Annotated in this window: 10 protein-coding genes; 7 read left to right on the top strand and 3 right to left on the bottom strand. The window is 67.0% G+C overall.

Annotated elements, in window-relative coordinates; translation table 11 throughout:
• The first annotated feature begins 10 nt into the window (after positions 1 to 10).
• The gene (locus H6717_23840) at positions 11 to 589 is read left to right on the top strand and encodes a Uma2 family endonuclease (GenBank protein MCB9580080.1); all 579 of its coding nucleotides are present in this window, start codon (positions 11 to 13) and stop codon (positions 587 to 589) included.
• A gap of 24 nt (positions 590 to 613) precedes the next feature.
• On the opposite strand, the gene H6717_23835 is transcribed toward H6717_23840, so the two are convergent.
• Entirely contained in the window at positions 614 to 1,948 is a 1,335-nt protein-coding gene (locus tag H6717_23835; GenBank protein ID MCB9580079.1) for a L,D-transpeptidase, read from the bottom strand.
• Positions 1,949 to 2,070: 122 nt separating this feature from the next.
• Here H6717_23835 and H6717_23830 point away from each other — a divergent pair, with 122 nt between their 5' ends.
• A complete protein-coding gene (locus H6717_23830) occupies positions 2,071 to 2,604 on the top strand; it encodes a hypothetical protein (GenBank protein MCB9580078.1) in 534 nt (177 codons plus the stop codon).
• A gap of 76 nt (positions 2,605 to 2,680) precedes the next feature.
• Positions 2,681 to 3,163, top strand: a complete 483-nt coding sequence (locus tag H6717_23825) for a GNAT family N-acetyltransferase (protein ID MCB9580077.1) — start codon at positions 2,681 to 2,683, stop codon at positions 3,161 to 3,163.
• Between the two features lie 68 nt (positions 3,164 to 3,231).
• Here the strand turns inward: H6717_23825 and metF are convergent, their stop codons facing one another.
• Positions 3,232 to 4,092: a methylenetetrahydrofolate reductase [NAD(P)H] gene (gene metF, locus H6717_23820; GenBank protein MCB9580076.1), complete on the bottom strand. Its 861-nt coding sequence runs from the start codon at positions 4,090 to 4,092 to the stop codon at positions 3,232 to 3,234.
• Positions 4,093 to 4,194: 102 nt separating this feature from the next.
• Here metF and H6717_23815 point away from each other — a divergent pair, with 102 nt between their 5' ends.
• The 4 genes from H6717_23815 (at position 4,195) to H6717_23800 (ending at position 9,675) form a co-directional block, all read left to right on the top strand.
• Positions 4,195 to 5,634 (top strand): UDP-N-acetylmuramate:L-alanyl-gamma-D-glutamyl-meso-diaminopimelate ligase, encoded by a 1,440-nt coding sequence (locus tag H6717_23815; protein ID MCB9580075.1) that lies wholly within the window; start codon positions 4,195 to 4,197, stop codon positions 5,632 to 5,634.
• 116 nt (positions 5,635 to 5,750) lie between these two features.
• A complete protein-coding gene (locus H6717_23810) occupies positions 5,751 to 6,149 on the top strand; it encodes an SEC-C domain-containing protein (GenBank protein ID MCB9580074.1) in 399 nt (132 codons plus the stop codon).
• On the top strand, positions 6,128 to 6,949 hold the full coding sequence (locus H6717_23805) for an inositol monophosphatase (GenBank protein MCB9580073.1): 822 nt from the start codon (positions 6,128 to 6,130) through the stop codon (positions 6,947 to 6,949). Before H6717_23810 ends, H6717_23805 begins: the two co-directional genes overlap by 22 nt.
• Positions 6,950 to 7,080: 131 nt before the next feature.
• Complete coding sequence (locus H6717_23800; protein MCB9580072.1) at positions 7,081 to 9,675, top strand: hypothetical protein; 2,595 nt, start codon at positions 7,081 to 7,083, stop codon at positions 9,673 to 9,675.
• A gap of 45 nt (positions 9,676 to 9,720) precedes the next feature.
• Here H6717_23800 and H6717_23795 read toward each other — a convergent pair whose 3' ends face one another.
• The gene (locus H6717_23795) at positions 9,721 to 12,090 is read right to left on the bottom strand and encodes a trypsin-like serine protease (protein ID MCB9580071.1); all 2,370 of its coding nucleotides are present in this window, start codon (positions 12,088 to 12,090) and stop codon (positions 9,721 to 9,723) included.
• Between the last annotated feature and the right edge of the window lie 44 nt (positions 12,091 to 12,134).

Raw genomic sequence — 12,134 nt, 5'->3', positions numbered from 1 at the left:
CCTCGGATCGTTGCTCATGTCCCTGCCCGGTCCGATCCATAGCTACGCATACACGGAGTACGTGCTGCTCGAAGAGCACAGCCCGGTCCGCCACGAGTTCATCGCCGGGGAGATCTACGCGATGGCGGGAGGTACGCCAGAGCACGCCGCGCTTGCGGCTTCGGTGCTCCGACTTCTGGGCAACCAGCTGCCCTCGGGGTGCAGGGCCTACACGTCGGATCTTCGCGTACGCGTGGCGACGGCCGACGTCACGACGTACCCGGATGGGGCAATCATCTGCGGGAAGGTCGTGCGCGCCGCTGACGATCCGCTGGCAGCCACGAATCCCATCGTGGTCATCGAAGTCACCAGCCCATCGACTGAAACCTATGACAAGGGCGCCAAGCTCGACATCTACAAGACCTTGCCGAGCCTCAAAGAGATCGTCATCGTGTCGCATCGAGAGCCCCACATCTCCGTCCACCGCCGCAAGCCGGATGGCACGTGGGAAACCCTCGAGGCGCGGGAGCCGGCCGCGCCGCTCGAGGTGCAATCCATCGGTGCGCAGCTCACGCTCGGCGATGTGTATCGGGACTTCGAGCCCGCGTGACGCCCTCCGGCGAACGCCGCGCGCTCACTTGCGCACGACGACGATCGTCTTCTTTTCCGCCGGCTGCGTCACGCCGTGCCAGCCTTCGGGCACCGCGGGGTCGACCCAGCTCCACACGCGGAGCGCGTCCGCCGGAGACATCTGGACGTTGCCCAGGCCGTGCTCGATGCCGAAGCGGTTGTGCCACAGCGCCGCGTGCAAGAGCTGCCCGCTGGATAGCTCGATGGCCCAGGGCGGGTCGTACACGTCGAAGTAGTCGGCGATGTTCTTGGGATCCACCTTGGGCGCGGTGATGTGCTTGCCCACCACGTCGAACACGCCCTGGGCGGTGCTCGCAGAGCTCTGCGGATCACCCAGACGATCCCGGCCAACGCTCACCAGCGTGACGAACAACGGCTTGCGACCTTCGTACAGCACCATGGTGCCCGTCACGATGCTCACGTCGATCCACTTCTGATCGCCGGTCGCAAAGTCCGGCCACACGTTGCGCTTGCGGACGACGGTCACGTCGCGGTGGCGCACGTACTTGTTGTCGGCGGTGGCCCAATACTTCATCGGGCCCACGGTGCGGAAGCGACCGGTGAGCTGCAGAACGGCGTGGTAGTCGACCTTGCCCAGCTTGTCGGCGTCGCCCTTTTCCACGTCCCAGAAGCGGATGCCCCGCTTGACCACGAAACCGAGGGGCAAGTCGGCCTTGCCGTCGATCTCCACGCCCTTGAAGTCGCTGCCCTTGATGGGCTCGAGATCCGCGGCGCGAACGAAGCGACCGCTCGTCGTCAGCCCCAGTCGCTGCATCTTGCCGTCGGGATCCAGAGCCGACCAGGAGCCCACCACCGCGAGCACGCTGCGGTCGCGCAGCTTGCCCACCTCGCGAACGGCGTTGTCCTTGTCGGGGTCCCGCTCGTACAGCGGCGTATCCTTACGCGCTCGCGCGTAGGTGTACGGCAGCGTTTGATCCAGCTTCGGCTGGAGGGACATCGCCACCAGCGTGGGATGCTTCAGATCCGTGGTCGCGGTCTCTCCCGCACACACGAAGCCCTTGGGCCGAATTGGATACCAACCGCCTTCGCAGCCGTCCTTCGAGTACGGCTCCTCGGCGCGAGCCACCAAGGCTCCCGCGTGCAAGTAGCCGAGCTGCCGTCCGGTCTGCGCCGGACGCTCGAGCACGGGAACGATCTCGCCGATGGCGCCGAGCTTCGGGCCATTGGCGGGCGGGACCGGGACGCTCGGGATCTCTCCCTCGTCCGAAGGTTTATTCAGAGCGGGCGCGTCCTCGCCCTTGCCGGTGCAACCCAACATGAGCAAGGCCGCGAGCGGGGCCAGGGCCCAGATTCTTTTCGTACGCGCGCGTCGTGCCATGGCCACGGGGTGGCATGGGGCTCGCGGTTTGGCCCAATTTTCGGGGCCTCCGGCAGCTGAACACGCGCTCAGCTGATGGCCCTCCTTCCCGCGCACCCCGAGCCTCGATAAGCGAGCCGTTCATGGCCTCGTTCCGCGATCTGCTGAGGCTCCACGGCGTGCTCGAGGACCTGTTCCTTTTGCACCAAGAGGCGCTCCTGCTCCTCGACGTGAACGCCGCTCGCGAGCTCCTCGCGATCTATCGCGAGCTCCTCGCGATCCACATGCACCACGAAGAGACGCGGGTGCTGCCGCTGCTGCCGCCCGTGAAGAAATGGCCGAAGGTGCTGTACACCGGACAGCACGAGAAGATGCGCGCGCACCTCGACGCCATCGAGCAGCGACTGACGGCGCTCTCCACGGCCGCACCGGACCGCCGCGCCGTGCTCGCCCTGCTGGACGCCGAGGCGACCTACAAGCACTTGGAAGAGCACCACGATGGCGCCGAGCGCGAGGGCCTGTTTCCGATCACCGACGAGGTCACACCCGCACTGGAACGCGAGCGCGTGGTGGGAGGGATCTTGGCGGAGTGGCAGGCCCTCGAGCAGCGCCATGCGCCGCGCATCGACGCGTTGCGAAACGCCGTGGCCCAGCGCGCCCAGCGCTTGTTCGACTGACGGCGATCACGCCGGGCCTGGGCTCCGCAAATCCGCGGAGTAGCAACCGTGTAGAGTCTGCCGAGGGAGAGAAGCGATGGAAATGGAACGCGAACCGGGGACGCTGGAGACCGATCACGTCGAGGTGCGGAGCCTACGCAGCGACGATCTGGATTGGATCGTGCGCATCGACGAAAAGCACGCCGGGCGCAATCGCCGCGAGTACTACAAGGTCAAGCTCGCGGAGTCGGAGAAGGACACCGGCGTGCGCATTTCGCTGGCGGCCCTCGTCGACGGCGAGCCCGCCGGCTTCATGATGGGCCGCCTGTACTATGGCGAGTTCGGCGTGCCGGAGCCCGTCGCCATTCTCGACTCCGTGGGCGTGGCGCCGGCCTACGTCAATCAGCACGTGGCCCGCGCGCTGCTCCGCCAGCTCGAGATGAACTTGGCCGCCCTGGGCATCGAGCGACTGGAAACGCAGGTGTCCTGGGATCAGCTGGAGCTGATCCGCTTCTTCCAGCGCTCCGGGTTCAAGCCCGCGGCGCGCCTGTCCTTGGAGAAGCCGGTCGCGCATCCGTGACGCGAGGTTCCGCGGCGAACCAACATCCAGATGCAAATGTATGTTGGTGCGGCGCGAATCCCGTCGCGTCAGCGAATCGCTTCCAGGATGTCGACCGTCGCGTGCGAGCGGTTCAGCGTGTAGAAGTGGATGCCCTGCGCGCCCCCTTCGAGCAGCGCTCGGCACTGCTTCGTGGCGTGCTCGATACCGATGCGGCGCACTTGCTCTGCGTCGCCGCCGGTGGCCTCCAGACGCGCGAGTAGATCTTCCGGAATGTGCGCGCCACACATGGCGGTGAAGCGCTTGACCTGCTTCAAGTTCGTGATCGGCATGATACCGGCCAAGATGGGCCGTTCGATGCCCGCGGCCCGGGCGCGCTTCACGAACGAAAAGAAGTCCTTCTCGTCGAAGAACAGCTGAGAAACCAGAAACTCCGCGCCGGCGTCCACCTTGCGCTTGAGGTTTTGCAGATCCGTGTCCGCATCCGACGCTTCCGGGTGCTTTTCCGGATAGCAGGCGCCGGCGAGGCAAAAGTCCCAATCCGCCCGGATGAACTGGATGAGCTCCGACGCGTGGGAGAAGCCGTCTGCCACCGGGACGAACGCCGTGTCCCCCTTGGGCGGATCCCCGCGCAGGGCCAGCACGTTGTCGATCTTGCTGTCTCTCAGCTGATCGAGCACATGAGCGATCTCCTCACGCGAAGCGCCCACGCAGGTGAGGTGCGCCATGCTCTCCAGGTTGGCTTCCGCCTGGATGCGGCACACCAGCTCCAAGGTGAGCTTGCGGGTGCTGCCGCCGGCTCCGTAAGTCACGGAAACGAAGGTCGGATCGTAATCCTTGAGGTGGGCGATGGTAGCGAACAGGCGGTCTTTGCCTTCTTCGTCCTTGGGCGGAAAGAACTCGAAGGAGAACGAAGGACCGTTGGCGGTGATCTTTTCTGCAAGGCGCATACGGAAGGAGAGAGCACTAGCAGCCGAGCGCGGCGCTTGCCAACCCACCCTCCCCAAATGCTTGACATCGTGGGGAGTGTCGCCGATTGGCTGTTGGCGAGCATGCGCGTTCATATCGTCGCCGTTGCGGGCACCGGCATGGGATCATTGGCGGGGCTCTTGAAGGAGCTGGGCCACGACGTCAGCGGGAGCGACGTGGCGTTCGACCCGCCGATGGGTCCCGCTCTCGAGTCTTGGGGTGTCCGGTGTCTCTCGGGCTTCGATGCGGCGCATCTCGATCCGGCACCGGACTTGGTGGTGGTGGGCAACGTGTGCCGCAAGAACAACCCGGAGGCCGTGGCGGCCTTCGAGCGCGGGTTGGACGTCACCCACATCGCCGGGGCGCTCCGGCGCTTCGCGCTCGGGGGAACGGCGCCGTTGGTGGTGGCCGGCACCCACGGCAAGACCACCACCAGCGCCATGGCCGCGTGGCTGTTGGACGCCGTGGGGCTCGCTCCCGGCTTCATGATCGGCGGCCTGCCCAAGAACTTCTCGCAGAGCTTCCGCGCGGCCAAGACGGAGCCGCGGCGCCTGAGCCAGATGCGGGCGGTGCCCTTCGTGCTGGAAGGCGACGAGTACGACACGGCGTACTTCGAGAAGACCGCGAAGTTCCTCCACTACGGCGCCGAGGTCGCCATCATCACCAGCATCGAGCACGACCACATCGACATCTACCCCACGGAGGAGAGCTACCTGGAAGCGTTCCGCCGCTTCGTGGCGACGGTGCCCGAGAGCGGCGTCATCGTGGCCAACGCGGGAGATGCACGGGTGGTCGAGATCGTGAACGCGCACGCCAAGGCACCCGTGGGTTGGTACGCCCTCGAAGGCGAGAGCACGCACGGCATGCCGCCCCACTGGCTGGCGGCTCCGGCGGAGAATCGACCCGAGGGCACGACCTTCGATCTGTTCGCCGGCGGTGTGGCCGCGGGGCGCTTCGTGCTGCCCTCACCCGGACGCCACAACCTCAAGAACGCGCTGGCGGCCATCGCTGCGGCGGCGCAGGGCTACGGCGCGCGCCTCGGTGATCTGGCGACCGCGCTGGCACGCTTCGAGGGCGTGCGGCGGCGGCAAGATCTGATCGGCGAGCCGGGCGGCATCTTCGTGTACGACGACTTCGCGCACCACCCGACGGCGGTGCGCGAGACGCTCATGGCGCTGCGCCAGCGGCATCCCGAGGGCCGGCTGTTCGCGGTATTCGAGCCCCGCAGCGCCACGGCCTGCCGCAACCTTCACCAGCAGGCGTACGCCGAGAGCTTCGGCGATGCCGACGAGGTCCACCTGGCCCCCCTCGGCCGCGCCGGCCTGGCGGACGACGAGCGCCTCGACACCGCGCGGCTGGCCCGTGAGCTGGGCGCAAAGGGCACACCCACGCAAAACCACGAGAGCTTGGATGCCATCTTGGCGCTGCTCACCGCGCGCGCTCGTCCCGGAGACGTCATCGCCCTATTGTCGAACGGCGCATTTGGTGGCATCCACGCCAAGCTGCTTTCGGCTCTCGGCTGAAGGCTCTTGTCAGGAGGAACAGCGTGCCCTGCGTCTGCGGAATCGGCGAGTCGACGGAAACCCACTGCCTGCCTTTCATCAAAGGGGAGAAATCCCCGGAGACGGCCGAAGCGCTGATGCGCTCGCGCTACTCGGCCTACGTGCTCGGCGAGATCGACTACGTGCTCGACACCCACACGCCGGAAGCGGCGGCGGACGTGGACCGCAAGAGCACGGAGCTGTGGAGCAAGCAGAGCAAATGGCTGGGCCTGGAGGTCACCTCCACGGACAAGGGCGGCCCGGAGGACACGGAAGGCACCGTGGAGTTCGTCGCCAAGTACAAGCTCCGCAACGTGACGGTGGAACACCGCGAGCGCGCCCATTTCGAGAAGCGCGACGGCAAGTGGAAGTTCGCCGACGCCGAGCAGCTGGCGGGCCCGCCCATCAAGAACGAGGGGCCCAAGGTCGGGCGTAACGATCCATGTCCCTGCGGTAGCGGTAAGAAATACAAGAAGTGCTGCGGCAAGGCCGCGTGACCCTCGAAGAGCTCACCGGGGTCGCGCTCGACGCGGCCAGCCAGGCCGGCTCCCTGGCGCTGTCCGGCTTTCGCAAGTCCATGCGGGTGAGCGAGAAGGGCGAGTCGGATCTGGTCACGGAGTTCGACCTGGCCTCGGAACGCCTCTTGCGCCAGCTGCTCGCCGAGCGCACGCCGAGCATCCCCGTCTTCGGAGAAGAAGAAGGCGGCAGCCGCACGGCGGAGCGCGTCTGGTACTGCGACCCCATCGACGGCACCAACAACTACGCCCACGGGCACCCCTTCTGGGCGGTGAGCGTGGGGTTGATGGCGGGCACGGAGCCGGTCGCAGGGGCGGTGGTCGCTCCGGCGCTGGGCATCACCTGGACCGGCTATCGCGGCGGGCCGGCGCTGCGCAACGGTGAGCCCTGCCACGTGAGCCCGACGCGAGAGCTGGGTCGCGCCCTGGTCGCCACGGGATTTCCGCGCGATCTCAGCCGCTCTCCGGACGACAACTTCGGCAGCTTCGTTCACGTGAAGCGAAACGTTCAGGGGGTGCGGCGCTGTGGCTCGGCGGCGATCGACGTGTGCCTGGTGGCGGACGGGACCTACGACGCGTTCTGGGAACGGCGCCTCAGCACCTGGGACCTCGCGGCGGGCGTGGCCATCGCGCTTTCGGCGGGTGGGACGCTATCTCACCTGGACGGCGGACCAGCGGTGCTCGATGGCGGCCACGTGCTGCTCGACAACGGTTTTGTGCACGACGACATGCTGAGGCTGCTCCGGGAGTCCGTCGCCATCTGGCCCGCAGCCGAAACCTGAGCGATGATGCGTACATGGGTACCGGTGACGAGCGGCCCAGCGGCGTGCTGCCCCCGCCGCCGCTGCCGCGAACTGAGCGTCCGCTAGGACGTGCCCCGGGACCACCCCGCATACCCGGCGCCCGCGCGCCCATGCACACCCACGTCGGCGGCTTCCGGGCCAGCGAGTTCCCCTCCCACGAGCAGCCCACTCGCCCCGCGATGAACTCGCGACCGACCGTTCGTCCGCTGCACGCAGACGACAAACCGCTGAACACGCAGGTCGAGCCCACGGTGCTGGTCGTGGGCGCTTCGGAAGCGTTCTTGGCGGCCCTCGAGCCCGCCATGGGACGGCACCACGTGTACGTGGAGCGGTCTCGCGCCGACGACGTGCTCGACAACGTGGTGGCCACCGCGCCGGATCTGGTGCTGCTGGTGGGTGACGCCGCTTCGGACGCAGGCACGCGCGTGCTGGAACGTCTCGCGTCGTCGCCCCACAGCTCCGTCGTGCCGGTGGCGCTGCTGGGCGACGACACGGCGCTCGAAGAACGCTTGCGCGCGTTTCGCCACGGCGCTGCGGCGGTGATTCCGAAGACCGCGAGCATCGACGCCATCGCCGAGCGCATCGCGTCTCTGGCCCGCGAGATACCGGATCGTGACGCCGGCACCCTGGGGGACGTCGGCGAAGCGACGCTTCACGAGTTCGTCACGGCGCTGTCGAAGGAGCTCCGAACCGGCATCCTCACGGTGCAAACCGGGGACGACAAGGACCCGGTGCGGTTGGTGCTGGGCGCCGGGCGGCCGCTCTCGGACGCCATCGAGGACTTCGTCTCTCGGGTGCGCCACCACGTGCTGATGGCGGAGCCGCTGCGCTACGAATTCGACGAACGCGCGGGCGGAACGGTGCAGCTTCTGGGCGCGGATGCCTCGATCGCGCCCGGGCCAACCAGCGAGGTGGACGGCCTGCGCATCCTGCTAGCGGACGACGACGCCGCCCGAGCCGACGCCGTGGCACAAGAGCTGCGAGATCGCGGCATCACGGTGGTGGTGACGGATCTGGAGCCGACGGAGCTGCGCTTCCAACGGCTGCGGCAGCTGGACCCGGCGATCTTGCTCATCGGCGAGCAGCAAGCTCAGGGCGACGGCTACGAGCTCATGCGCGCCATGCGCCGGGACACGCGCCTGCGCTGGTCGTCGCTCTTGGTCGTGCGCTGGGGCGAAGTGTGGACGGAAGAGAGCGACGTGCCGGCGGTGGATCGCATCATCGGTACCTTGGCCGCGCTGGCGGAGCCGGAGCACTCCGCCCGGGACCGCGCGGGCTCCGCCGTGGCCTTCGACACGCGGCTCGAGATCATGGGCCCCGCGCGCTTGCTGCGAGCGCTCTCCGCGTCGTCGCGCTCGGTGCGCATGAGCGTGAACAACCCGCGCATCGTGATCCAGGTGGACATCAGCGACGGCCTGGTGGTGGGCGCCGTCGCGCACACCATAGAAGAGTCCCCCGTCGTGCTGGAAGGCTCCACTGCGCTGGCGGCGCTGTTGGTGCTGTCGTCCGGGCGCGTGCACGTGGAGCCGGTGGAGCAGCCCGCCACGGCGAACTTGATGAGCACGGTGGACGTGGCGCTGAACCTGGCGGACGCAGAACCGCCCCCCATCGCGCCGTCCATGCCGGTGCCGCCGCGGCAGGTGGGCGAGACGCAGCGCCCGCCGCCGCCCGCCCATCTCGAGGCGGCGGCGACGCACCCCGCTCGCAAGAAGAAATCCCAGTGGCTGTGGCTGGGCGGCGCGCTGGCCGCAGCCACGGTGATGATCATCGCCGCCGTGGTGCTGCTGACCCGCGACAAGACGCCCGCGAAGGCGGCTCAGCCGGCGCCCTCGGTAGCCCCGCCCGCGACCTCCGCCGCCCCGAAGCCCGCGCCGACCGCGAGCGTCGCCAAGCCGACGCCTTCCGCCAAACCGGCGAAGACCGCCGCTCCCGCCAAGACGGCCAAGGTGTTCGACCACGAGCCGCGCGAGGTGGCGCCAACCTGCGGAGCGCTCCTCGGTGGCGAGCCGGCCCCCGCCGGGGTGTACCCGGGCGCCGCCTACGCGCAGCTGCGCGCGGGTCGCAAAGGCCTGGTGCGTGGGGATCTCGAGGAAGCCGAGCGGAGCTACTGCCGCGCCGTGTCCTTCGATCCGCGAAACCTGGCGGCCAACGTGGAGCTGGCCCGCGTGCTCGTGATGCGACGCGACGGCCGCGCCGCGGCGGACGCGGCCCGCGCTGCGCTGCGCATCGCGCCGGAAGATCGCGGCGCCCTGCTGGCGCTCGGCGACGGCCTGGCGCTGGACGGCAAGCTCTCCGATGCGCGCGAGCCCTTGATGCGCGGCTCCGGCGTGGACCCCAACGACGAGCCCGCCCGCGCGAGCCTCACCAAGGCGCAGATGCAGCTGGCGGAGCGCGCCGCACGGCGCCGCGAGTACCTGCGCGAAGAACGCCACTACCGCCGCGCCTTCGCGCTATCGCCCACCAGCGCGAGCGCCGCAGTGGGTGTCGCCGGCGCCTTGGTGAAACAGGAGAAGTTCGACGCAGCGCTGGTCTGGGCGCGCCGCGCCGCCAAGATCGACCCTTCCGCCACCCGTCAGGTGTACGTCGGCGACGTGCTCTCCAAGTCCGGCGACAAGGCCGGCGCCACCGCGGCCTACAAGAAGGCCGTGGAGCTCGATCCCTCGAATCCCGAAGCCCGCGCCCGCGCCATGACGCACGGGAACTGAAGAGCTCGCCTTGCCAAGGCGCCGGGCGCCACGCCGCTCGCTGAGCTACGGTCCGCCGTGCCAGGTGTGTGTGTTTCCTGGATAAGTGGGGCTGTCCAGTCCCGAAGTGTACGGGCAGCTCGGGCAGCTCTCGAGGTCAGCGAGCGCGTCGTAGTCGGAGCAGTTCGGGTCCTCCGCCATCTCGTCGATCCCCTGGCGGTAGTTCGTCGCCGCTTCGTCTGCCACGCCCACCCAGTTGATGCTGTCGCATTCCTCCTGCGTCGGCGTGTAGTTGGCCTCCGACATCTCCATCACACCTCCAGACCCGCTTTCGGAGGCCTTGAGCAGCTCTCCCATCAGGAACGCCAACACCCCGTTGCGGCCCGTGTCCCAGCTCAGACAGGCGGCCTCCATTGGCAGGCCGGAAACAGGCTTGTACAGCGAGAAGCCCGGCTTTCCGCAGTCCGCCATGATCATCACCACGGGCAGGTCGCTGTACAGGTTCTGACGCACGTAGGTGTAGTTCGCTGCGACCTGCGCGGACGCCTCCTCCGCATTAGGCCGAGAGATTCGCCCCGGACCGAGCACGCGGTCGAACGACACCATGCGGAACTGAACGCCGCAGTCAAACCATGCGTCGTCAGGAAGCAGCACTCCCTTGTGGAACGTCTTGAACTGGCCGTTGATCTCATGCGCCCCCTGCCAGATCCCCCACTCCCGTGATTGCTCACTGGATTCCACGTCTGCATTCAGCAGACTTCCTTCCAACATCGTCGGGACGCGATCGAACAGCATCGCAGCGTCGGGCAGCGTTACGCCAGTGTACGAGCCGGCGTAGTCGTCGAACACCACGACACGCACCGGAACCAGCCGCGTACTCGGCTCCAGCTCGAGCTTCGTGATGCCGGCTGACGCAGTTTGCCCACCAGGAAGCGCAACCCTCACTACGTTCAACTCCAATGCGTGTGCGCTGCTCTGCCCATCGCCGTACCCCAACATCACGCCAGAGGCGAATCCGGCGACCGCGCCGGAGTAGCCGCCTTCCCACCACGGCCATGGCATGAGCCGTCGCTTCCAGCTTCCCTTGTTCTCGTATGGCTGCCCGCCGGGCAAGATATTCTCGACCTCACCGACCGAGATCCATTGTCCATACGAGACGTCGAGTTGCTCCGCCGAGTAACTGACATTCAGCATCGGGTTGTCCGCGCGGGAGTAGATCACGCCACCCGGACCGGATTGCCCACCACTGACGCAAATTGGACCAGAACAGAATGGGTCCGGCGCTTCTGGATCCTGGGCTGGGTCGAGCGTGAGGCTACCCCCGGTCCCTTCTGGTGGTTGCGCTACTTCCGGATCCTCCCACCCAGGCGTCTGGTACATCGAGATCGGAGCGACCGGCGCGACCAGCCCCACCTCGCTTCCGTGGTAGATGGTTGACTCACCTGCCGCATCCGTAACCAGCAAGTCATCGTATCCGTCGTCGTCGAAGTCGTGTCCGAGCAACGACTCGTAGTTCCCCGACGGAAGCGTGAACGCGCTCGTGGTGAATTCTTCGAAGCCTGTCTGCCCACCGTTCCAGTATGTGGTCAGGGTACTGGCAGCGTCGGCAATCAGTCCGAAGAAGTCCGTTACGCCATCGCCGTTGAAGTCCCCCCCGGCAACAAGGGTCTGGGTTGGAACGAAGGCCAACGGTATGACCGGCCAGGGAAGCGTGATGGAGTTCGCATCGTAGGGATTCGCCAGATACGTGGCGTACACCCAATTGCCACCTATGCCCGGCGCGACGTAGAACCCGAGCGTACCGCGCTGCATCGTCGGTCCTCCCCAAGGAGTCACGTTCACCGACGCTATCGTGTTCATCACGAAATCCGCCCAAGCACGGTACCCACTCACAGAACTCACTTCCGTCCACTGTGGGTTGCTGCCATCCTCACGAGCCTTGATCGTGCCGTACAGCATCTGGCTAAACAGGTCGACACATGGCCCCCCAGAATCTCCCTCAATGGGGAGCTGGTCAGCACCGTTCTTGAACACCCTAAAGAAGTCGGACTGAGGCGGCGCAGCGTCTTGAATCGTGAAGTTCCCGTAGTGAAGAACTCCTGCGGTGCTGGACTGACCCAGAACAGTGTCGCCATAGCCGTAACATCTAGTGCCAACGCCAAGTAGCTGAGCGGTGGTGGATGTTGCCACTGGGCGGGCGTACCCACTGAAGCTCCCGTCCAATAGGTAGGGGTCGGTACGAATCAGAGCAACGTCGTGACCGTCGTCCTGATTCTTGTTCAAATGCTCGACAAAATCCGGATGTAGGACAATTCGTTTGGCTGCGCGCGATGCGCTGCTGCCCATCTTCACAAGGTGAGACGCGACCGGCTCGACATGCTTGACCCCGAACCGCCGCGTGGAATGACCAGCGGTTAGTATCCACTCGTTCGTCAATAGCGCGCCTGATCCGTTGCTTATGCTCGGTATAGTCACCCTGG

Source organism: Polyangiaceae bacterium, from assembly GCA_020633235.1.
GTDB lineage: Bacteria > Myxococcota_A > Polyangia > Polyangiales > Polyangiaceae > JACKEA01.
The sequence above is the reverse complement of the archived record's forward strand: the minus strand, read 5'-3'. Positions and strand labels throughout refer to the sequence as shown.

Excerpts from the sequence above, each read along its gene's own strand:
- H6717_23835 (MCB9580079.1), bottom strand. The coding sequence starts at position 1,948 with ATGGCACGACGCGCGCGTACGAAAAGAATCTGGGCCCTGGCCCCGCTC.
- H6717_23830 (MCB9580078.1), top strand. The coding sequence starts at position 2,071 with ATGGCCTCGTTCCGCGATCTGCTGAGGCTCCACGGCGTGCTCGAGGAC.
- H6717_23825 (MCB9580077.1), top strand. The coding sequence starts at position 2,681 with ATGGAAATGGAACGCGAACCGGGGACGCTGGAGACCGATCACGTCGAG.
- metF (MCB9580076.1), bottom strand. The coding sequence starts at position 4,092 with ATGCGCCTTGCAGAAAAGATCACCGCCAACGGTCCTTCGTTCTCCTTC.
- H6717_23815 (MCB9580075.1), top strand. The coding sequence starts at position 4,195 with ATGCGCGTTCATATCGTCGCCGTTGCGGGCACCGGCATGGGATCATTG.
- H6717_23810 (MCB9580074.1), top strand. The coding sequence starts at position 5,751 with ATGCGCTCGCGCTACTCGGCCTACGTGCTCGGCGAGATCGACTACGTG.
- H6717_23800 (MCB9580072.1), top strand. The coding sequence starts at position 7,081 with ATGCACACCCACGTCGGCGGCTTCCGGGCCAGCGAGTTCCCCTCCCAC.